The organism is Bacillus sp. GM2 (assembly GCF_056155945.1).
In genome coordinates this window covers 424,230-445,331 of record NZ_JBRKSZ010000008.1, presented here as the reverse complement: position 1 = coordinate 445,331, position 21,102 = coordinate 424,230, and the positions used below count along the sequence as shown (strand labels likewise).

21 protein-coding genes are annotated in these 21,102 nt (G+C 48.0%); 18 read left to right on the top strand and 3 right to left on the bottom strand.

All coding sequences use genetic code 11. The features are described 5' to 3' along the window. Position 1: 1 nt before the first annotated feature. The 13 genes from ACVC9U_RS17040 (at position 2) to ACVC9U_RS16980 (ending at position 14,068) form a co-directional block, all read left to right on the top strand. Positions 2-1,213, top strand: a complete 1,212-nt coding sequence (locus tag ACVC9U_RS17040; protein WP_441391320.1) for an NRAMP family divalent metal transporter — start codon at positions 2-4, stop codon at positions 1,211-1,213. Next, positions 1,204-2,010, top strand: a complete 807-nt coding sequence (locus ACVC9U_RS17035; RefSeq protein ID WP_441391319.1) for a putative hydro-lyase — start codon at positions 1,204-1,206, stop codon at positions 2,008-2,010. The genes ACVC9U_RS17040 and ACVC9U_RS17035 overlap by 10 nt, the downstream gene beginning before the upstream one ends. A gap of 101 nt (positions 2,011-2,111) precedes the next feature. Continuing rightward, positions 2,112-2,822, top strand: a complete 711-nt coding sequence (pxpB, locus tag ACVC9U_RS17030; RefSeq protein ID WP_441391623.1) for a 5-oxoprolinase subunit PxpB — start codon at positions 2,112-2,114, stop codon at positions 2,820-2,822. Further along, positions 2,819-3,832 carry a 5-oxoprolinase subunit C family protein gene (locus tag ACVC9U_RS17025; protein WP_279600124.1) on the top strand — a complete coding sequence of 338 codons (1,014 nt, stop codon included), beginning with the start codon at positions 2,819-2,821 and terminating at the stop codon, positions 3,830-3,832. The genes pxpB and ACVC9U_RS17025 overlap by 4 nt, the downstream gene beginning before the upstream one ends. Before the next feature lie 30 nt (positions 3,833-3,862). Next, a complete protein-coding gene (locus ACVC9U_RS17020; protein WP_075753900.1) occupies positions 3,863-4,612 on the top strand; it encodes an IclR family transcriptional regulator in 750 nt (249 codons plus the stop codon). Between the two features lie 88 nt (positions 4,613-4,700). Then, entirely contained in the window at positions 4,701-5,339 is a 639-nt protein-coding gene (locus ACVC9U_RS17015) for a GDSL-type esterase/lipase family protein (protein ID WP_075753902.1), read from the top strand. Between the two features lie 273 nt (positions 5,340-5,612). Continuing rightward, positions 5,613-7,037: a PTS mannitol transporter subunit IIBC gene (locus ACVC9U_RS17010; protein ID WP_075753904.1), complete on the top strand. Its 1,425-nt coding sequence runs from the start codon at positions 5,613-5,615 to the stop codon at positions 7,035-7,037. Between the two features lie 66 nt (positions 7,038-7,103). Next, positions 7,104-7,544: a PTS mannitol transporter subunit IIA gene (locus ACVC9U_RS17005; RefSeq protein ID WP_020450212.1), complete on the top strand. Its 441-nt coding sequence runs from the start codon at positions 7,104-7,106 to the stop codon at positions 7,542-7,544. Further along, a complete protein-coding gene (locus tag ACVC9U_RS17000; protein ID WP_075753906.1) occupies positions 7,541-8,680 on the top strand; it encodes a mannitol-1-phosphate 5-dehydrogenase in 1,140 nt (379 codons plus the stop codon). The genes ACVC9U_RS17005 and ACVC9U_RS17000 overlap by 4 nt, the downstream gene beginning before the upstream one ends. Before the next feature lie 258 nt (positions 8,681-8,938). Then, positions 8,939-11,017: a BglG family transcription antiterminator gene (locus ACVC9U_RS16995; protein ID WP_441391318.1), complete on the top strand. Its 2,079-nt coding sequence runs from the start codon at positions 8,939-8,941 to the stop codon at positions 11,015-11,017. Between the two features lie 120 nt (positions 11,018-11,137). Continuing rightward, positions 11,138-12,643 (top strand): IS1182 family transposase, encoded by a 1,506-nt coding sequence (locus ACVC9U_RS16990; protein ID WP_441391317.1) that lies wholly within the window; start codon positions 11,138-11,140, stop codon positions 12,641-12,643. A 36-nt stretch (positions 12,644-12,679) separates the two neighbouring features. Next, on the top strand, positions 12,680-13,549 hold the full coding sequence (locus ACVC9U_RS16985) for an SDR family oxidoreductase (RefSeq protein WP_075753910.1): 870 nt from the start codon (positions 12,680-12,682) through the stop codon (positions 13,547-13,549). A gap of 15 nt (positions 13,550-13,564) precedes the next feature. Then, a complete protein-coding gene (locus ACVC9U_RS16980; RefSeq protein ID WP_441391316.1) occupies positions 13,565-14,068 on the top strand; it encodes a D-lyxose/D-mannose family sugar isomerase in 504 nt (167 codons plus the stop codon). A 16-nt stretch (positions 14,069-14,084) separates the two neighbouring features. Here ACVC9U_RS16980 and ACVC9U_RS16975 read toward each other — a convergent pair whose 3' ends face one another. Beyond that, on the bottom strand, positions 14,085-14,468 hold the full coding sequence (locus ACVC9U_RS16975) for a DUF2283 domain-containing protein (RefSeq protein ID WP_075753914.1): 384 nt from the start codon (positions 14,466-14,468) through the stop codon (positions 14,085-14,087). An 84-nt stretch (positions 14,469-14,552) separates the two neighbouring features. Here ACVC9U_RS16975 and ACVC9U_RS16970 point away from each other — a divergent pair, with 84 nt between their 5' ends. The 3 genes from ACVC9U_RS16970 (at position 14,553) to ACVC9U_RS16960 (ending at position 17,342) form a co-directional block, all read left to right on the top strand. After that, entirely contained in the window at positions 14,553-14,975 is a 423-nt protein-coding gene (locus tag ACVC9U_RS16970) for a pyridoxamine 5'-phosphate oxidase family protein (RefSeq protein WP_075753916.1), read from the top strand. A gap of 451 nt (positions 14,976-15,426) precedes the next feature. Then, positions 15,427-16,236 carry a lipid II flippase Amj family protein gene (locus tag ACVC9U_RS16965; RefSeq protein WP_441391315.1) on the top strand — a complete coding sequence of 270 codons (810 nt, stop codon included), beginning with the start codon at positions 15,427-15,429 and terminating at the stop codon, positions 16,234-16,236. Between the two features lie 164 nt (positions 16,237-16,400). Next, positions 16,401-17,342 carry an LCP family protein gene (locus ACVC9U_RS16960; protein ID WP_003179044.1) on the top strand — a complete coding sequence of 314 codons (942 nt, stop codon included), beginning with the start codon at positions 16,401-16,403 and terminating at the stop codon, positions 17,340-17,342. 31 nt (positions 17,343-17,373) lie between these two features. On the opposite strand, the gene ACVC9U_RS16955 is transcribed toward ACVC9U_RS16960, so the two are convergent. Continuing rightward, complete coding sequence (locus tag ACVC9U_RS16955) at positions 17,374-17,667, bottom strand: DUF3817 domain-containing protein (protein WP_075753922.1); 294 nt, start codon at positions 17,665-17,667, stop codon at positions 17,374-17,376. A gap of 84 nt (positions 17,668-17,751) precedes the next feature. Then, a complete protein-coding gene (locus tag ACVC9U_RS16950) occupies positions 17,752-18,162 on the bottom strand; it encodes a carboxymuconolactone decarboxylase family protein (protein WP_020450223.1) in 411 nt (136 codons plus the stop codon). 117 nt (positions 18,163-18,279) lie between these two features. Between ACVC9U_RS16950 and ACVC9U_RS16945 the strand changes: the two genes are divergently transcribed. Next, on the top strand, positions 18,280-18,708 hold the full coding sequence (locus ACVC9U_RS16945; protein ID WP_023857895.1) for an Lrp/AsnC family transcriptional regulator: 429 nt from the start codon (positions 18,280-18,282) through the stop codon (positions 18,706-18,708). Positions 18,709-18,778: 70 nt separating this feature from the next. Continuing rightward, on the top strand, positions 18,779-20,962 hold the full coding sequence (locus tag ACVC9U_RS16940; RefSeq protein WP_142238628.1) for a DNA topoisomerase III: 2,184 nt from the start codon (positions 18,779-18,781) through the stop codon (positions 20,960-20,962). Positions 20,963-21,102 lie beyond the last annotated feature (140 nt).

The window sequence follows — 21,102 nt, the reverse complement described above, 5'->3', positions numbered from 1 at the left end:
TTTGAAACAAAATAAAAAAACAAAAGCGCCAGCAGGCAACTGGACGTTGCTTTTGGGCGCCGCTTTTTTAATGGCCACATCTGCAATCGGGCCGGGATTTTTAACACAAACCACAGTATTTACACAATCTTTGGCCGCAAGCTTCGGCTTTGTCATCCTCGTTTCCATCATTTTAGATATTTTCGCCCAAACCAATGTGTGGAGAATTATTGCGGTTTCTGAAAAAAGAGGGCAGGAAATCGCCAACCTCGTCTTACCGGGACTCGGCTATTTTATCGCCTTTCTTGTCGTTCTGGGCGGGCTTGCCTTCAACATCGGCAATATCGGAGGCGCCGGTCTCGGCCTTCAGGTTTTATTCGGCATTTCGCCGCAGATGGGAGCCATCATCAGCGCCGTCATCGCGATTTTGATCTTTGTCATTAAAGAAGCGGGAAAAGCGATGGACAGGTTTACGCTGATCGCAGGCTTTGTCATGATTTTACTGACGGTGTACGTCGCTGTCACCACCGGACCTCCGGTAGGGGAAGCGATAACGAAGACAGTCATGCCTGATAACATTGATTATCTTGCGATTATAACGCTTGTCGGCGGTACGGTCGGCGGGTACATTACATTTGCCGGCGGACACCGATTGCTTGATGCGGGTGTTAAAGGGAAGGATTCAATCCCTGAAGTAACGAAAAGTTCTGTTTCCGGCATTTTGATCACGTCTGTCATGAGGATTGCGCTTTTCCTTGCCGTACTTGGAGTCGTCTCAAAAGGCCTGCACATTAATCCGGATAACCCGCCGGCATCAGTATTCCAGCATGCCGCAGGAAATGTCGGATACAAAATCTTCGGCCTCGTCATGTGGGGAGCTGCCGTTACATCTGTAATCGGCGCTGCTTATACGTCCGTATCTTTCTTTAAAACGTTTTCTCCGAAAATTGAAAAGAATTCGCGCGGCATTATTAATGTCTTTATTATTGTATCAACGATTTGCTTTGTAACAATTGGAAAGCCGGTCAACCTTCTCGTGCTTGCCGGCGCATTAAACGGCTTAATCTTACCGATCGCACTCGGCTCCCTTTTGATCGGCGCGTATAAGAAGAATATCGTCGGCGACTACAGGCATCCGATCTGGCTTACAATTCCGGGTATTCTGGTCGTTATTGTCATGGCGGTCATGGGAGGCTATACGTTAATCACTGAAATTCCTAAGTTATGGGGATGATATCGTTGCGTCATGTAAATGAAATGCGCCCTGACGAAGTCAGGGCCCTGATTCGAAAAGGGGAAATAACGGGTCCAACAGCCGGTATGGCCGGGGGTTTTACCCAGGTAAACCTGGTGATTTTGAAAAAAGAGCTCGCTTTTGAATTTTTGCTGTTTTGCCAGCGCAATCAAAAGCCGTGTCCGATTCTCGATGTCACAGATCCCGGATCTCCGGTTCCGTTCATCACGGCGCCGGACGACGATATCCGCACCGATTTTCCGAAATACTGCGTATACAGGCGTGGCGAATTGGCGGATGAAGTGACCGATATCCATTCTTTATGGGAAAACGACATGGTCGGTTTTTTAATCGGCTGCAGCTTTACGTTTGAACAAGCGTTAATCAATAACGGAATCCCTGTCAGACACATTGAAGAAAAGCGAAATGTTCCGATGTATCAAACGAATATTCCTTGTGTCCCGGCAGGCCGTTTTCAAGGGCCGATGGTCGTCAGTATGAGGCCGGTTCCGGAAGAGCAGGCGGTGCGTGCCGTTCAGGTTACATCAAGGTTTCCCGCCGTTCACGGAGGGCCTGTCCATATCGGCAGTCCTGAAGCCATCGGTATAACAGACATCGCAAAACCCGTTTTCGGCGATGCGGTCACGATAAAAAAAGGGGAAGTTCCGGTATTTTGGGCTTGCGGCGTCACCCCTCAGGCCGTCGCAATGCACGTAAAGCCGGAGCTGATGATCACGCATTCGCCCGGCCATATGCTGGTTACCGATGTTCGGGACGAACAATTTGGCGTGTTATAGGATCTCAAAATCAATACAGAGGAGTTTATCTGTATTGATTTTTGATTTAAGGGGATGAAAGGCAAGGTGAAACAGAATTGAAAAATCTATCGAATGTGACAATGTCTCCGCTCGGCGACTCTGCGGTTATCATTCAGCTCGTAGAGGGGATAAGCGAACAGACGCATCGTGTCGTCAGCGCGCTGACAAAGCGGATTGAAAACGATCCGTTTCCCGGTTTTATTGAGTGTGTGCCGGCTTTCACGAGTGTGACCGTTTTCTATCAGCCATTTGAAGTATACCGCAAGATGGAGAGCGGCAAGGCTGTTGATTCTCCGTATAAAAAGGTAAAAGCCCTCATCGAACATCATCTCCAAGAGCTCACAATGGAAGAAGAAACAAATCAGCGTACGGTGGAAATTCCGGTTTGTTACGGCGGCCGTTTCGGCCCTGATTTGGAGGAAGTGGCCGACATCAACGGACTGACTGCTCAGGAAGTCATCGATATTCACACCTCGGGTGAGTACCTCGTTTATATGATCGGCTTTGCGCCGGGCTTCCCTTACTTAGGCGGAATGTCTGAAAAGATAGCCGCGCCGCGGCGGTCCTCTCCGCGGACTTCGATTCCCGCCGGCTCAGTGGGAATCGCCGGCATGCAAACAGGCGTCTATCCCCTTTCAACGCCGGGCGGCTGGCAGCTGATCGGCAATACGCCGCTTGAATTATTCAAGCCTTATGAACAGCCTCCGAGCCTTCTGAGAGCAGGGGATATCGTGAAATTTGTCAGCGTGACAGAAGAGGAGTATCACGCGCTGAAGGAGGGAAAATCTTGAGCATAGAAGTGTTAAAGCCGGGTCTGATGACGACGGTTCAAGACTTGGGCCGTGCAGGTTTTCAAAAATACGGCGTGCTTGTCAGCGGGGCCATGGATGCCGATTCTTTGCGGATTGCCAATCTCCTCGCGGGAAACAGCCAGAACGAAGCTGCGCTTGAAGTGACGCTAATGGGACCGGGGCCGTCTCTCCGCTTTCAAAAACCGGCTCTTATAGCGGTGACGGGCGCTGACTTTTCACTGATGGTAAATGATGAAGAAGTCCCGCTTTGGCGTCCGGTTTTCATCAAAGAAGGCAGCGTGTTGACATTCGGCATGTGCAAGCGCGGCAGCCGTGCATATATGGCGGTAGCCGGGGGGATTGATGTGCCGCCTGTGATGGAAAGCAAAAGCACATATGTCAGAGCAGGGCTCGGCGGCTTTCAAGGAAGGGCGCTTCAAAAGGGAGACGTGTTATCGCCAGGCAGCCCGGCGCCGTTGTCGGAAGCGATGTGCAAAAAGCTTGCAGACCATGGCAATGGCTTGGGCTTTGCGGCTCCGAAGTGGGCTGTCGACCGCAAATATTTTCTCCCGTTAAAAAAGAACCCGGTCATTCGTGTCATTAAAGGCGATCAGTTCGCTTGCTTCACCTCATCATCGCAAGAACGCTTTTTCGCGGACACATTCCGGGTGACGGCCAAATCCGACCGGATGGGGTACCGACTTCAAGGAGAAGCGCTCGAACTCACTCAGCCGCTGGAAATGATCTCTGAAGCTGTATCGTTCGGAACGATTCAGGTGCCGCCTGACGGCAATCCGATCGTTCTTCTCGCAGACAGACAGACAGCGGGCGGATATCCGAGAATCGCCCATATCGTATCCGCCGATTTTTCGCAGGTGACGCAGATGATGCCGGGCGAGCAGGTGCAGTTTCAGCTTGTCAGCCTTCAGGAAGCAGAGCGCATGTACATCGAACGGGAGACAAAAATCAGCGAACTTTCCGCCCGGTTGAAGCTTGAATACATGTTATGATAGGTGTGATGTGTATCAGGAGGGGAAGGCATGGAACATAAAAACAAAACAGTTGTCAAAGCTATGACCCTGCTCAATCTGTTCCTGACGAGAGAAAGGCTCTCACTGGGCGACATGATTGAGTTGACAGGCATGCCGAAAACATCTGTCTACCGCATGGTTTGTTCTCTCGAAGAAATGGGTTTTCTCGACCGTGACGAGAACGGGATGTATGCTTTAGGACTGCTGTTTTTGCAATACGGCCACCTTGTTTCAGAAAGGCTTGATATTCGAAAAATCGCTCTGCCTATCATGGAAAAACTCCGCGATGACGTGGATGAAGCCGTCCATTTGATCGTGAGGCAGGGAAATGAAGCGATGTATATCGAAAAAATTGAGGGCACGCAGACTGTTCGCCTCTATACAGCGATCGGGAGGCGGTCCCCTTTATATGCCGGAGCCTGCGCGAGAAGCATTCTGACGTTTTTGCCTGAAGAGGAGCGGGATGCCTATATCAAGAAAACAGAGCTGGTGCCGATCGCTTCCGGTACGATCCGGGATAAGACCGAGCTGCTCCGCATTTTGAATGAGTCGTACCGGAGCGGATGCACGGTCAGTCATTCGGAGCTCGAAGACTACACCTCCGCGATCGCCGCGCCGATTTTCAATCATAAGCGCGAAGTCGTGGCGGGGATCAGCATCGCCGGGTTTGAAGCCCGCTTTCAGAAAGACCGTCTTCCTTACTTGACCGAAAGAGTGAAAAAGGCGGCGCTTGATATTTCGAGAAAGTTAGGTTTTTAGGAAAAAAGAAAAGTATCCTTTCGAGCCTCTCCCGAGTACATATATGGTAGCTGCCGCGAAAAAACGGCATACCGGAGGGGGAAAGGATATGACGCTTCAATATACGGCTCTCGGCGATTCTCTAACCGTCGGGGTCGGTGCAGGTTTGTTTGAGCCGGGGTTTGTCCAGCGCTATAAAAGGAAAATGGAAGAGGATTTGAACGAAGACGTTTCTTTGCTTGTATTTGCGAAATCGGGTCTTGAAACGTCGGACATTCTGGCGATGCTGAACGAGCCGTTCATCATGGAACAGGTCAAAAAAGCGGACGTCATCACGATAACGGGCTGCGGCAATGACCTTCTGCAATCGCTGGAGATATATGAAAAAGAAAAGGATGAACACGTCTTTTTGGAAGCTTCCTCACACTGTCAGAAAAACTACTCAGGCATGCTTGAGAAAATCGGAGACATAAAGGGAGACAAAGATACGCGTTACCTCGTCCGTCTTCTCAATTTATACAACCCTTTTCCGTCGATCGAATTAGCGGACAGATGGATTTCCGGCTTTAACAGGCATTTAAAGCAGCTCGAGTCCGCTCCGCAAATCAAGGTGATCGATACTTATGCTGTCTTTAAAGGACGCGAAAAAGAATATTTGTCAATTGACCGCGTACATCCAAACAGCAGAGGGTATGAAGCGATGGCGGAAAATTTGAGAGCGGCGGGCTACGGGCCGCTGAAAAGCTGAATATGATGAAGAAAGACCATTCCAATCAGGAATGGTCTTTTTTTATGCAATGCTTCAGCGAGCCTTTATTTTCCTCGAGTCGGCCGCAGCAGCCGAAACCAGACTAAAAAATGAAACTATTAAATTTTGTCACACGGCTCCTGCCAAAGTGCCGTTTTCTTTCAATTGAGCAGTCATCTGTAAGCGTTTTAATATAAAGATAAGGAGCCGACATTATTCGACATCATTTTTTTATCAGAGGCTTGAAAGGACAACAAAGGAGGGTTATGAAAAATGGAAGAAAGACAAAATCCAGATTTCAAAGTAAAGATTCAACGTTTCGGAAGCTATTTGAGCGGAATGATCATGCCGAATATCGGTGCATTTATCGCATGGGGGATCATTACCGCCCTGTTTATTCCGACGGGATGGAGGCCGAATGAGGCGCTAGCTTCATTGGTTGATCCGATGATCAAATTTTTGCTGCCGCTCTTGATCGGATACACGGGCGGTAAGATGGTGTACGACCACCGCGGAGGCGTCGTCGGTGCGACTGCAGCGATAGGCGTTATTGTCGGCGCGGACATTCCGATGTTCCTCGGCGCGATGATCATGGGGCCGCTGGGCGGCTACCTGATGAAATTGACGGACAGGCTTTTCAAAGATAAGGTCCGTTCCGGATTTGAAATGCTGATCAACAACTTTACAGCTGGAATTCTCGGTTTCATTTTGGCAGTGCTCGGCTTTCTTGCGATCGGTCCGGTGGTGCTCGGCTTGAACAAAACATTGGCGGCCGGCGTGGAAGTGATCGTCAATGCGAATCTGCTTCCATTGGCAAGTATTTTTGTAGAGCCTGCGAAAGTTCTTTTCCTTAACAATGCGATTAACCACGGTATTTTGAGCCCGATTGGTATTGAACAGGCCGCCCAGACAGGAAAATCGATTTTATTCCTTTTGGAGGCGAACCCAGGTCCGGGTCTCGGGATTCTTTTAGCTTACATGATTTTCGGAAAAGGCACATCAAAGCAGACCGCACCGGGCGCTGCAGTGATTCACTTCCTTGGCGGGATTCACGAAATTTATTTCCCTTACATTCTGATGAAACCGCTGTTAATCCTGGCTGCAATAGCGGGCGGAGCGAGCGGTGTGCTGACATTCTCCATCTTTAATGCGGGGCTGGCGGCTGTTCCTTCACCGGGAAGCATTATTGCGGTGCTGGCGATGACGCCGAAAGGCAACCACATCGGTGTGATCCTTGGTGTTCTCGTCGCGGCAGCCGTTTCATTCATTGTAGCTTCTTTGATTTTGAAAACGTCTAAAGCCGGCGAAGAAGATTTAACAGCCGCAGCAGAAAAAATGCAGCAAATGAAAGGGAAGAAGAGCCAAGCCGTTTCTGCATTGACTTCGGCTGATGAAGCGGAAGAATCAGCGGCTCCTTACGAAAATGTCGGCAAGATCATTTTCGCGTGTGATGCCGGAATGGGCTCAAGTGCGATGGGGGCATCCATTTTGAAAAACAAAGTCAAAAAAGCAGAACTCGATATCGACGTATCCAATACATCGATCAATAATCTGCCGGGAGATGCCGACATCGTCATCACGCATAAAGACTTAACGGAACGGGCAAAAGCGAAGCTTCCAAACGCCAGACACATATCGGTGGAAAATTTCCTTAACAGTCCAAAATACGATGAACTGATCAATCAGCTAAAAAAGTAAAGTTTGAGAACCCGTGAGCCTGTTATTCAGGCTCACACAACATGTATGAAAGAGAGTGATTTCCCAATGAAACCAGTACTTGCAAAAGAAAACATTCATCTCAATCAATCTGCCGCAACGCAGGAAGAAGCGATCAGGCTGGCCGGAAAGGCGCTGGTTGACGCCGGCTATGTGACCGCGGATTATATCGAGAAAATGTTGGAGAGGGAAGGCCTCACTTCCACTTACATGGGGAACGCAATTGCTATTCCGCATGGTACGGAAGACAGCAAGCGCGATGTTCTTCATTCCGGAATATCCGTGATCCAGCTTCCGGAAGGTGTTGAATACGGCGATGGCAATATCGCTAAAGTGATTTTTGGCATTGCCGGGAAAAATGATGAGCATTTGGAGATTTTGTCAAAGATTGCGATCGTTTGCTCAGAAGCGGACAATGTCGAACGAATCATCAATGCGAAAAATGAAGACGAGTTAATGGCGGTTTTTGAAGAAGGTGACCAAATATGATTGCACTGCATTTCGGTGCGGGGAACATCGGCCGCGGATTTATCGGAGCCTTGCTCTGCAAATCGGGGTATGATGTTGTGTTCGCCGATGTAAACGATGCCATGATCAAGGAACTGAACGACAAGGGCCGCTATATCGTCGAATTGGCCGATGCCGGAAGGAAGCAGGAAACGATTGGCCCGGTTCGGGCGATCAACAGTGCGACCCAGCTTGACGAATTGTATGATTTGATAGCGAAAGCCGACCTTGTCACCACAGCGGTGGGCCCTGCGGTGCTTAAGCTGATCGCAGAGCCGATTGCAGAAGGTTTGAAGCGCCGGATGAAAATAAATACCCAGCCTTTAAATATCATAGCTTGCGAGAATATGATCGGAGGCAGCGCTCATCTTCGCGAGGAAATTTTTGCCCGCTTAACTGAAACAGAGCGCGCCGCAATCAGCGATTCAGTCGGCTTTCCGAACTCGGCAGTCGACAGAATTGTGCCGATCCAGCATCATGATGATCTGTTGAAAGTAACGGTGGAGCCTTTTTTCGAATGGGCCGTCGATCAAACGGAATTCGCCGGAAAAGTGCCGGATATTGAAGGTGTGACATATGTACCGGATCTCGCGCCATTCATCGAAAGAAAGCTGTTTACGGTCAATACCGGACATGCCATGGCGGCGTATGCCGGCTATAAGAAAGGTTTGAAGACGATAAAAGACGCCATTCATCACCCGGAGGTCCGCCAAACGGTGGCAGGAGCGCTTGAAGAAACAGGCCAGTACCTTGTTCAAACATACGATTTTACACAGGAAGAGCACCGGGCATATATGACAAAAATTATCGGGCGCTTTGAAAATGAATGCCTATCAGACGATGTCACCCGTGTGGCCAGGTCGCCGCTTCGCAAGCTTGGCAGGGATGACCGTCTTGTCGGCCCGGCCAGGAAGCTTTGCGACCTCGGCTTTGAACCTGTCCGCCTTGCAGAAGGTATTGCCTTGGCGCTGCAGTTTGATTGTGCCGATGATCCGGAAGCCGTTCAGCTTCAAAGCATGATCGCTGAAAAAGGCTATGAAGGCGTGCTTCGGGACGTATGCGGACTAAAAGAGGATCATTCTTTATTCAAACTGGTGATCAGCCATTTGAAAGCATAGTTTCAGATAGAATCGGGAAAAGTTCGGCAGCTGGGCGGGGGCTGCCGAAACAGAATGTATGAACAGGGCGGCGCAGATGCAACCTAACCTTGAAACATCAGCTAGGGCTGGTGTTTTTTCACTTCTTGAAGATTTTAATAAAAAATTAATTAGTTCGAATTGAAGATTTCTTAACAGCGTTTTATGATAGGGATACCGTTTCAACCGCCGGACCCCCTTTCACTCCCGCAAAAACGACAACACCGGAGGCGGCGTTTTATGTATATGACAGCAAGGGAACAAAAATTGATGAAATACCTTTTGCATCAAAACCGTTATGTCAAGGTCAATGAAATTGCCGACTATATTGAAGTCAGCACAAGAACGGTCCACCGTGAGCTCAAAGCGGTTAAATCCGTTCTGGACAAGTACAGTCTTCAGCTTGATAAGCAGCCGGGAAAGGGCTTGAAACTGGTCGGTGTCTACAGAGACAAACAGCGGCTTCTTGAAGATCTGTCCCGGGACAGCCATGTCGAATACAGTGCCGATGAACGAAAGCTTTTGATTTTATGCGCGATGATTGAAGCGGGAGAGCCGATCAAGCTTTATACAATCGCCAATGACTTGCAGGTGACGACGGCAACGATCAGCAACGATCTTGACGAGCTGGAGAAGTGGATCGCTCCGTTCGGCCTGTCGCTGATCAGAAAAAGAGGCTACGGCATAGAGCTGAGGGGGCCGGAGGATGCCAAGCGAAAAATCGTCGGAAACTTGATGGCCGACAAACTCGATGTTCAGCAGTTTCTGGAAACGATCGAAATGAATATTAAAGGCAAGAACGAAGCGCCGGAGAAAATATTCGGTGTCGTCAGCAGGGGGAAATTGCTGAAAGCGGAAAAAGTGCTGTTTCAGATGAAAGAAAAGTATGAACTTTCCCTTTCCGACAGTGCATACATCGCTCTCGTCGTCCACTTGACGTTTGCGATCGAGCGGATACAGCTCGGTGAAATGATCAATATGAATGAAGAAGAATTGACGGACCTGAAGCGTACGAAAGAGTTTGAACTTGCGATTGCGCTTGCAAAGGCGCTTGAAGATGCGTTTCACGTGAAGATTCCCGAAGCTGAGGCGGGGTATATTACGATGCATTTAAGAAGTGCCAACAAAAGCTTCAAAATCGACTACAGAGTGGAAGATATCGAGCTGGATACCGCGCTCAGGACGAAAAAGCTGATCGATTTCATCTCGCAAAAAACGGGCACGAATTTAACAGGCAACCATTCGCTTTATGAAGGATTAATCGCCCACCTTGAACCGGCGATCATCCGGATCAAAGAAAAGATGTCGGTGCATAATCCGTTAACAGAACAGGTCAAAAAAGATTATTTTCTCTTATATATGGCCATAGAGGAGGGCGTCGAAACATTTTTTCCGGAAATCCGGTTTCCAGATGAAGAAATTGCTTTTATCGTCCTTCACTTTGGATCGGCGCTTGAGATGAGCAAACAAAAAGTAGACATCAGCGCGCTCGTGATTTGTTCGAGCGGAATCGGTTCATCAAAGATGCTGGCCTCGCGGCTGAAAAAAGAGCTTCCTGAAATCGCTTCCTTTGAGATATCCTCTCTGATGGAGCTGAAATCGAAAAATACCGGCGCCTATGACATCATCGTTTCAACCGTGCCGATCCCATATGAAAACATTGACTGCGTCACCGTCAGTCCGCTCCTTGACACAGAAGATGTGAAACAGATCAAACACCAGCTCACCCGGAAAATCCCGCTCATCCTTCGGAAAAAGCGGATGGCTCCCAAAAAACCGGAGCCGTTTCCCGATATGCTTCAAATTGCGCGGAAAATCGGCCATTACGCAGCCGGCATTCAACATTTACTGAGCCATTTTACAGTTGAAACGCTGGAAGCTGAATCAAGCCTGGAACATACGGTCAAACGCATTTGCAGCACCCTTGAAGATCAAGGTCTGGTTACAGATGCAGGGCAGATGGCCGGCGGGCTGATGACAAGAGAAGCACAGGGGGGCCTCGGCATTCCCGGAACCACCTTCGCACTGTTCCATTTAAAAAGCGAAGCGGCCACGATTCCCCTCTTTAAAGCTTATGATCTGTCCAAACCGTTCGAGATCAAAGGGATGGACGGAAGCGCCATGAAGATGACGCGGATGCTCATCATGCTGGCGCCGGCCGATCTGTCTCCGGAAGGTTCTGAGATTTTGAGCTTGATCAGCTCTTCGATGATTGAAAGTGACGAAAGTATAAAAGCGTACCAGACCGGAGACCGCGAGCAGCTGTACGGCAGGCTGAACGTGTTGTTTCACCGGTTTATACAGGATAAAGAGTGGTAAAAGCCAAGCCCCGGTCACCCCGGGGCTTTCAGCTTGTCGACAAAGTCACAAAAAAGTGGCTTGATCGACAAGCTTTTTTTGTTAAAATGTGTGTGGAATCTAATTTTTGGAGGTTTTACCATGTTGACCAAACACTCTAAAGATCAGCGTGAACAGCTTGAAGTCGTTGCCTTAAGTGAGCTTGTACCTGAAGACCATTTGGTCAGGAAGATGGAAGAAGCCATTGATTTTTCATTTATTTATCAAAAAGTTGCCCCTCTTTATTCTTCAAAAGGGCGTCCAAGTATTGATCCTGTTGTACTGATTAAAATGGTGCTCATTCAATACGTGTTTGGTCATCGCTCCATGCGCGAAACCATTAAGCGAATCGAAACTGATGTAGCCTATCGCTGGTTTATTGGATATGGATTCTCTGAAAAAATCCCTCACTTTTCAACCTTCAGTAAAAACTATGAACGTCGCTTTCATGACACAGACCTATTTGAAACAATCTTCTATAGGATTTTACGTCAGGCCATGGATCTCGGCCTCGTCGATCCTTCGGTTGCCTTCATCGACAGCACACATGTCAAAGCGAATGCCAATAAGAAAAAGTTTGTGAAAAAGATCGTAAGAAAAGAAACAAGAGCTTATCAGGAACAGTTAGATCAAGAAATTAATGCCGATCGCGAAGCCAACGGCAAAAAGCCCTTAAAGCCCAGGCAATGCTCAGAAGAACGAGAAATAAAAGAAAGTACAACAGATCCTGAGAGCGGCTATTTTGTAAAGGGTGAACGGGAACGCCTTTTTGCTTATGGTTTTCATACAGCTTGTGACCGGAACGGATTTGTGCTGGGGACGGTTGTTGAGCCTGCCAATATTCATGACAGCCAAGTGTTCACGACCCTGTTTCAACAAGTGAAAGAGCGCGTCGCCAAGCCTCATACGGTCGCAGTTGATGCCGGATACAAAACACCGGTTATCGCAAAATTTCTTCATGAAGAAAACGTTCGCCCTGTTATGCCTTACACGCGTCCGCAAACCAAAAAAGGATTCATGAGAAAACACGAGTATGTTTACGATGAATTTTATGATGTCTATATCTGCCCGCAAGACCATATTCTCTCCTATCGCACAACCAATCGGCAAGGTTATCGAGAGTATGCTTCAGATCCAAATCGATGTAAACAATGTCCATTACTACATACGTGTACAGAAAGTAGAGATCATCGAAAGATGATTCACAGACATATCTGGCAGGATCATTTAGACGAAGCTGATCATCTTCGGCATACGGAAGAGAATAAACAAATCTATGCCAAACGTAAAGAGACGATCGAACGAGTTTTTGCCGATTTAAAACATAAGCATGGCTTGCGCTGGACAACCTTACGGGGAAAGAAAAAATTGTCCATGCAGGCGATGCTTGTTTTCGCTGCCATGAATCTGAAAAAGCTGGCGAATTGGACCTGGAAAGGTCCTAACCGCCAGCCTTCTGATCGAAATAATAGAATAAAATGGACAAAAACAGGTCGGATTTTTAAAATCCGACCTGTTTTGTCAACGGTCTGCAAGCCCCGGTCACCCCGGGGCTTTCTTCATTTTTCGCGCACACGGTCATGTTTAAACAAAAATTTCTCCGGTTAAAAGTCTAGTAACATCAGCTAAAGGGAGGAATCACAAATGGATTTGCGCAATCAGCAGACAAACGGACAGCCGGCACAGACGCAAGACCGTCAGCCCGGCATCGAAAGCGTCATGAACCCGCGTCCGATCTATGAAGATGAAAATGACAAAGGGACGGATAAACTGAAAGGAAAGGTCGCGCTGATTACAGGAGGCGACAGCGGAATCGGCAGGGCAGTTGCCGTTGCCTATGCTAAAGAAGGCGCGGATATCTCGATTGTCTACTTAAATGAACACGAGGACGCTCAGGAGACGAAAGCGCGGGTTGAAAAAGAAGGCGTCAAATGCCTGCTGCTTCCCGGAGACGTCAGAGACGAAGCATTTTGCAATGACGCGGTTGAACAAACTGTAAAGGAGCTGGGCCGTCTTGATATTCTTGTCAATAATGCGGCCGAACAGCATCCTAAAGACAGCATTAAAGAGATTTCCAGTGAACAGCTTGAGAAAACATTTAAAACAAATTTCTTCTCTTATTTCTACTTTACAAAAAAAGCGATCGATTATTTGGAGCCGGGCAGTGCGATCATCAATACAACATCGATCAACCCTTACCGGGGCAATCCGCAGCTGATTGACTACACGGCAACAAAAGGTGCGATCAATGCGTTTACAAGGTCGATGTCACAGGCGCTCGTCAAAGACGGCATCCGCGTCAATGCCGTTGCACCCGGACCGATTTGGACGCCGCTGATCCCATCCACATTTTCAGGGGAGGAAGTGGCGAAGTTCGGTACAGATACCCCGATGGGCCGTCCGGGTCAGCCGGTGGACCATGTGGGCTGCTATGTGCTTTTAGCATCTGACGATTCTTCGTATATGACAGGGCAGACCCTCCACGTCAACGGCGGAGACTTTATCACGACATAAAAGGGGGGAGCTCGTGTGAAGGTGACAAAGGAGGATGTAATCGAATACTACGAAAAAGCGGGCATCACGCTGAGCGACGATGATAAAGAAAACATCCAAATCATGGACTACGGATTAAATAAGCTGAATAAGCTGGGGCTCCAGCTGTTCGTCTATGTCAACACAAACCGCTACTGCGCCAAAGAGCTTGTATTATTCCCTGAACAAACATGCCCCGAACACCGGCATCCTCCCGTAGACGGGCAGGAAGGGAAGGAAGAGACATTCAGGTGCAGATACGGAAAAGTGTATTTGTATGTAGAAGGAGAAAAAACGGAAGTCCCGGCCGTTCTGCCGCCGCACGAGGATATCGAGCATTTCACCGTTTGGCACGAAATTCAGCTCACACCCGGCGAACAGTACACGATTCCGCCGGATACGAAACATTGGTTCAAAGCGGGGAGTGAGGGTGCTGTGGTTACGGAGTTTTCTTCAACAAGCACCGATGATCACGATGTGTTCACAGACCCGAGAATTTAGCGAATGGGAGCCGATCTCATTCGCTTTTTTCCGTTCGATCAAGCACATCAAAGCCGATAAAGCGCTGTCCGTCATAATCGGCAAAATAAAATTGAACACCGTTCACACAAAGTGTTTTGACCGCTTCCTGTGCCGTCGGTCGAAATCGCTGAACGCGGGCGCCGTTTAGGAAAGCCGGTTCAAGTTTGTGTTTTCTGCCGGTGAGCGTTCCAAGCCGCGCTATTTCCGGAGCCGCTTTCCCCGGAAATTCGACACCGATAATCCGCTGATGGCGGTCAAAGTCTGCAGCCAAAGCCGTATTGCCGATATCATCTGTTGCTGCGGCAGATCCGGCACGGTTTTCCGTCAAAGCAATGTAGCCCATATCAGCCTCCGCATCAAACGATATGAAAATATTCACGTCAAAAACCTCCTTTCAATTGTTTAATATACAAAACATTGTGGAAAAGTAACAGTGGAGACGATACAAAGGAGGGAACTCAAAATGGATCAGCAGCAATTGAAGAACAAGGTGCTCGACATTCTCGATCATCATAAAATCGGTTCGCTTGCAACGGTCGAAAGCGGCAAGCCTCATTCCCGCTACATGACCTTTTTCCACGACGGGCTGACGCTTTATACACCGACAAGCGATGAGACGCACAAGGCGGAAGAAATTGATAACAATCCGAACGTCCATGTGCTGTTGGGTTATAACGGTGAAGGATTAGGCGATGCATACCTTGAAATCACAGGTACGGCAAAGCTCAACCATTCTCAAGATTTAAAGGACAAAATCTGGGATGAAAGGCTTGAGCGATGGTTTGACGGAAAGGACGATCCGAACTTAACCGTGCTTGAGATCGAGCCTTCGGAAATCAGACTGATGAATGAAGGCGAAAGCACCCCGGTCACGCTTGACCTGTAGCGCTGTGCTCAATCAGTTTGTCATGAAGGACGAACTGTAGTATAATAAAAAACAGGAACACGCAAAAGAGCAAATAAATGGAAAGTAGACTTCTTTTTTCTTTCTTAGAAGATACTGATTTCTTCCTCTGACCCGCCCCTAACAGGATAGAGGGAAAAAAGACTTTTTGTTTCACAATTCACACTGGCGCGGCTTCGGAGCCGCAAGGACGAATGAGAGGTAGGGCTTTCGTTGTCTTGTATCAGAAATTCCATGGTGTTTACTTTCAACTCGGAACGATAGATGCTGATCTTTTACGAAATTCAAATGACCGCCTTTGGCAGCGGATAGATTTATTTGCTCGAATAAATATGATAATTGAGACCGCTTCGGCTTTTGCCGGGGCGGTTTTTGATTTGCCGAAACGTTTGCGTTTTGAAAACAGTCTTACCTATAGACTGGAGGAAGAGAAATGGACTTTTTAACATCTAAGGTACTATTGATTTTTTGTTTTCTGTTGCTGATCCATTCCATCGAAACGCTCGCATATGCCGCCCGTCTGTCAGGCGCGAGAGTCGGATTTATCGCATCAGCGCTATCATTATTTAATGTGATGGTCATCGTCTCAAGAATGTCAAACATGGTTCAGCAGCCTGTGACGGGGAAGCTTGTCGATGTTGCGGGTGCGGACGCACTTTCCCTCGTCGGCAGCCAATTTCGGTTTTTAATCTTTGGTTCAACTGTCGGCACCATTTTCGGAATGCTGCTTCTGCCGACGTTCGTCGCCGTATTTACGAGAGCGATTGTTCATTTGGCAGGGGAAAACGGCTCCGTTTTGCAAGTGTTTCGCAAGGCGTTCTCAAAAAATATCTTCAAGCATGCCAAGCATTATTCGAGAAGACCGAGCCTGGAATATGTGAAAGACTTTCGGTTCCGCTATATACCGAAGCGGCTGTTTGTCTTGAACATGGCCATCACGGCGATTTATACAATCGGTGTTCTTGCCGCTCTTTATGCGGGTGTCCTCGTGCCCGAAAGGCATACGACCGCGGTGATGGCTTCAGGCCTTGTCAACGGGGTTGCAACGATGCTGCTGGCGCTGTTTGTCGATCCGAAGGTGTCGGTACTTGCAGATGATGTAGCAAAAGGGAAGCGGAGCTATACTTATTTGAAATGGGCTTCGATCACGATGGCAACATCGAGGGTGGCCGGGACGATTTTTGCCCAAGTTCTGTTTATCCCGGCTTCTTACTATATCGCATGGATGACGAAGTGGATGTAGTCGTTTTTTGACGAAAAGAACAAAATTCGATCATTTTTCTTTCATAATGAAACAAATGAAAACAAAAGGTTATCTTTTTCGACACGATTAGACGGCTTGATCTTTCTTTTATTAATTGCCCGCTGTTTGATCCTGTGATAGTCTTATGTGTGGCGGTGATAAAAGTGGAGAGGGTTAGAGTAAGAGTAAGAAAACCGAAAAGAAAAAGGCGAAAAATCATAAAGCGCCTGTTTACATTAACGTTGCTGGTTATCATAGCAGCAGCGGGTTATACCTACTTTGAATACAAAAAAGGCTTATCCGAATCTGACGGAGATTTTAAAGAAGACGGTCAGTTTGAATTTAACGGGGAAGGCTCTGATCTTGATGAAGTGAACATCCTCGTACTGGGGATCGATTCAAGAGGGGAAGACCATTCAAGGTCTGACTCGATGATGGTGATCCATTATAATAAAAAGCAGAAACAGCCTAAATTGATATCGATTATGCGGGACAGCTATGTCGACATACCGGGATATGACAAGCAAAAAGTCAACGCGGCTTATGCATACGGAGGCCCGGAACTCGTCAGAAAAACATTAAAAGAATCCTTTGATTTGGACATTAACTATTACGCCGTCATCGATTTTAAAGGTTTTGCCAAAATCGTGGATGCGGTGGCGCCTGACGGGATCGAAGTCGACGTTCCGAAAAAAATGTCGTACGGAATCGGCATGACACTGCAGCCGGGAAAACAAGTTCTTCACGGTGAAAGACTGCTGGGCTATGTCCGGTTCAGGCATGACAGAGAAAGCGATTTTGGACGGGTCAGAAGACAGCAGGAAGTCTTTTCAAAACTTCAAAAAGAAGCGGTGAGCATCGGGAATATCGCCCAGCTTCCGAAGCTTTGGGGGCTCGTCGATCCGTATATTGAAACAAACATACCGAACGGCGTCATATTGTCCGTCGGCAAAGACTTTTTACTCGGAAGCGTAAAAGAAACCAAAAGCTTCAGGCTCCCGGTTGACGGATCATTCACGAACAAAGACGATCCAAAATACGGGGCGGTCCTCGATTTAGACCTTGAACAAAACAAGGAAGAGCTGAAACGCTTTTTAAATGAGTGATCAAAAAATCCGCCGGAAAACCCGGCGGATTTTACTGATCATATTTTTTTAGTCCCCGGTCATAAAGGAAATTGCCGAACGGAACAAATGCGGCCACAAGACCGGCAGCCGGCCATTTCACAGACCACCTCAGCACAAAAGTCGCATACAACAGAACAAACAAATACAAAATAAACAATCCGCCGTGAAGCGATCCGACAATCGTAACGGCCATCGGATAATCCGCCCAATATTTAAGCGGCATGGCGATAAACAGCAGGACTAAAAGCGACATGCCTTCAATAAAACCCATCAACCGAAGGCGGCCAATCGGCGTTTGCAGCATAGTATACCTCCTGTGGAGTGATAGTCTACCTTTATACTATAAACCAAAAGGGGACAAATATGACAGGTTTTTTCTCCGTTGGATTTATGCGTCTGCCGGAAGCTTCATTAAAGCGCCGAAGTATTGCTGGGCAGTCGTAAAACAAATAAATGCGGTCAATTCCGTTATTTCTTCTTCTGAAAACACTTCTTTTAAAACATCAAACTGCCTGTCTGACACGCGCTCCCTCTGCGCCAAAAAGACCTCTGCAAACCCCATTGCAAAGCTCGTTTTCTGCTGATTCGGGATCTCGGGTTTCCCCTTTGCCTTGCAATATTCGCATCCGTTTCCCTGAGCCAGCACGCGGCGCACCTGCTCCTTTAGTTCCTTTGATAAAAAGCCGTCTCCTGACAGCTCCTCAGCTAAAGCCGTCCAGTTTGACATCAGGCTTTCGGAGTGTCCGAGCAGCCGCTGAAACGGCGTCTCTCCTCTGTCTGAAAAATTGATTCTTGTCATATGATGATCACCTCTTCATAATCATATATAAGCAGAAGTGAAAAATGAATTTCGAACGAAAGAATTTTCATGATAATATTAAAATGATGAAATAGAATGAAGGGAATAAAGTTACATATGAAAATTGATGACCTCGATTTTAAAATCATAGCCGAATTAAAGAAAGACAGCCGTTTATCGATGCGGGAGCTGGGCAGGAAGATCAGCCTTTCCGCGCCGTCTGTGACCGAAAGAGTCAGGCGGCTCGAATCGTTCGGCGTCATTAAAAAATATACGCTGGACATCGATTACCAAAAGGTCGGTCTTCCCGTATCCTGCATCATTGAAGCAACGGTGAAAAACGGGGAATACGAAAGGTTTAAAGCGTATATCGAACGCCTCCCGAACATTGAATTCTGCTACCGGATCGCGGGAGCCGCCTGCTACATGCTGAAGATCAATGCAGAGAGCCTGGCGCAGATCGAAGCGTTTATCAATGAAACATCACCATATGCCCAAACCGTGACACACGTCATTTTTTCTGAAATTGAAATAAAGGAATCGTGAACATTAGAGATGCCTCTGTATCATCTGTTATAATAAAAGGATGCATGAACAAGAAAGTGATGTGATGGACTTGTCTAAAACAGTCGTTTTAGCAGAAAAACCTTCAGTCGGCCGTGACTTGGCCCGCGTGCTGAAGTGTCATAAAAAAGGAAACGGATATCTTGAAGGCGACCGCTATATCGTGACATGGGCGCTCGGCCATCTGGTCACATTGGCGGACCCTGAAGGATACGGAAAGGAATTCCAGTCTTGGCGGCTTGAAGATCTGCCGATCATCCCCGAGCCTTTAAAGCTCGTCGTCATTAAAAAGACCGGAAAGCAGTTTCAGGCGGTTAAATCGCAGCTGATCAGAAAAGACGTCAAAGACATCGTTATTGCAACCGATGCCGGCCGGGAAGGCGAGCTTGTCGCCCGCTGGATCATCGAAAAAGCAAAGGTCACGAAGCCATTGAAGCGACTGTGGATTTCATCGGTCACAGACAAAGCGATCAAAGACGGATTTAAAAACTTAAAGAACGGCAAAGACTTTGAAAACCTTTACCATTCAGCCGTAGCTCGAGCTGAAGCCGATTGGATCGTCGGCATCAACGCGACGAGGGCGCTGACAACGAAATTCAACGCCCAGCTTTCCTGCGGACGCGTACAGACGCCGACATTGGCGATGATCGCGAAAAGAGAGGAAGATATCAAGAACTTTCAACCCGTCCCTTATTTCGGCTTGCGTGCAGCGGTTGACGGTATGACGCTGACATGGCAGGACAAGAAGACAAAGCAGACCCGCACTTTCAACGCGTCTGTGACGTCACAGCTTGCAGGAGCGCTGCAAGGCAAACCGGCCGCCATTGTCGACTTGAAAAAAACGGCGAAAAAAAGCTTTGCCCCCGGTCTTTATGATCTGACCGAGCTGCAGAGGGACGCCCATAAACGCTTCGGATTTTCCGCAAAAGAAACGCTGTCCGTTTTACAGAAGCTCTATGAGCAGCACAAGCTCGTCACCTATCCGCGGACGGACTCAAGATTTCTTTCCAATGATATCGTCCCTACGCTGAAAGACCGTTTGGAAGGCATGCAGGTGAAGCCTTATGCTCAGCATGTGACCCGGATCTTAAAGCGTGGCGTTAAAGCCAATAAAAGCTTTGTCAACGATGCGAAAGTGTCTGATCACCACGCGATTATTCCGACGGAAGAGCCGCTTGCGCTCGGCGCGTTAAGCGAAAAGGAAAGAAAGCTTTACGATTTGATCGCGAAGCGCTTCCTCGCCGTTTTAATGCCGCCGTTTGAATATGAAGAAACTAAAGTGTTTGCCGAAATCGGCGGAGAAACCTTTACGGCAAAAGGGAAAACCGTTCAGTCGCAAGGCTGGAAAGCGGTGTACGATTTCGCAGATGAAGATGATGACGAGGAAGAAAAGGATCAAACCCTGCCAAAACTCGCAAAAGGCGACACGCTGTCCGTCCGGTCTTTGACAGAGACGAAGGGTGAAACAAAACCGCCGGCGCGGTTTAATGAAGGAACATTGCTGTCTGCGATGGAGAATCCGGCCGCATTTATGCAGGGAGAAGAAAAAAACCTTGTGAAAACTCTCGGAGAGACGGGTGGACTCGGGACGGTGGCAACACGCGCCGACATTATCGAAAAGCTGTTCAACACGTTCCTGATCGAGAAAAAAGGAAAAGATATCTATATCACCTCAAAAGGAAAACAGCTCCTTGAGCTTGTTCCGTCAGATTTAAAATCTCCTGCCCTCACCGCCGAATGGGAGCAGAAGCTGTCAGGCATTGCGAAAGGAAAACTGAAATCCTCCGCCTTCATCAAAGAAATGAAGGAGTACGCAAAGCAGACGATCAGAGAAATCAAAAGCAGCAATCAAACGTTTAAGCACGACAATATCACAGGAACCCATTGCCCTGATTGCGGAAAACTGATGCTGAAAGTAAACGGCAAACGCGGCACAATGCTCGTCTGCCAGGACAGGGAGTGCGGCCACCGCAAAACAGTCGCCAAACAGACGAACGCCCGCTGCCCGAACTGCCATAAGCGAATGGAACTGCGCGGACACGGAGAAGGCCAGACATTCGCCTGCGTCTGCGGCCACAGAGAAAAGCTCTCCGTATTCGAAAAGCGCAGGGCAAAAGACAAAAATTCAAAAGCATCAAAACGCGATGTACACTCCTACATGAAAAAGCAAAACAAGGATGAGCCGATCAACAACGCGCTCGCCGAACAGCTGAAGAAGCTGAAGCTTGATCAATAATCATCAGACAGCCTGCCGGAAACGGCAGGCTGTTTTAATGTGACCAAATATCACCAAAACTAGCTGTTATGAAGAAGAACTTGTCAGTGAAAAGTCGCGAATCTACACGACATTTTCATACTTCTATTTGTCCCGGAAAG

Bases quoted from the DNA above. Each gene is read 5' to 3' on its own strand.
- ACVC9U_RS17035 (WP_441391319.1), top strand. From the start codon at position 1,204: ATGGGGATGATATCGTTGCGTCATGTAAATGAAATGCGCCCTGACGAA.
- pxpB (WP_441391623.1), top strand. From the start codon at position 2,112: ATGTCTCCGCTCGGCGACTCTGCGGTTATCATTCAGCTCGTAGAGGGG.
- ACVC9U_RS17020 (WP_075753900.1), top strand. From the start codon at position 3,863: ATGGAACATAAAAACAAAACAGTTGTCAAAGCTATGACCCTGCTCAAT.
- ACVC9U_RS17015 (WP_075753902.1), top strand. From the start codon at position 4,701: ATGACGCTTCAATATACGGCTCTCGGCGATTCTCTAACCGTCGGGGTC.
- ACVC9U_RS17010 (WP_075753904.1), top strand. From the start codon at position 5,613: ATGGAAGAAAGACAAAATCCAGATTTCAAAGTAAAGATTCAACGTTTC.
- ACVC9U_RS17005 (WP_020450212.1), top strand. From the start codon at position 7,104: ATGAAACCAGTACTTGCAAAAGAAAACATTCATCTCAATCAATCTGCC.
- ACVC9U_RS17000 (WP_075753906.1), top strand. From the start codon at position 7,541: ATGATTGCACTGCATTTCGGTGCGGGGAACATCGGCCGCGGATTTATC.
- ACVC9U_RS16995 (WP_441391318.1), top strand. From the start codon at position 8,939: ATGTATATGACAGCAAGGGAACAAAAATTGATGAAATACCTTTTGCAT.
- ACVC9U_RS16990 (WP_441391317.1), top strand. From the start codon at position 11,138: ATGTTGACCAAACACTCTAAAGATCAGCGTGAACAGCTTGAAGTCGTT.
- ACVC9U_RS16985 (WP_075753910.1), top strand. From the start codon at position 12,680: ATGGATTTGCGCAATCAGCAGACAAACGGACAGCCGGCACAGACGCAA.
- ACVC9U_RS16970 (WP_075753916.1), top strand. From the start codon at position 14,553: ATGGATCAGCAGCAATTGAAGAACAAGGTGCTCGACATTCTCGATCAT.
- ACVC9U_RS16965 (WP_441391315.1), top strand. From the start codon at position 15,427: ATGGACTTTTTAACATCTAAGGTACTATTGATTTTTTGTTTTCTGTTG.
- ACVC9U_RS16955 (WP_075753922.1), bottom strand. From the start codon at position 17,667: ATGCTGCAAACGCCGATTGGCCGCCTTCGGTTGATGGGTTTTATTGAA.
- ACVC9U_RS16950 (WP_020450223.1), bottom strand. From the start codon at position 18,162: ATGACAAGAATCAATTTTTCAGACAGAGGAGAGACGCCGTTTCAGCGG.
- ACVC9U_RS16945 (WP_023857895.1), top strand. From the start codon at position 18,280: ATGAAAATTGATGACCTCGATTTTAAAATCATAGCCGAATTAAAGAAA.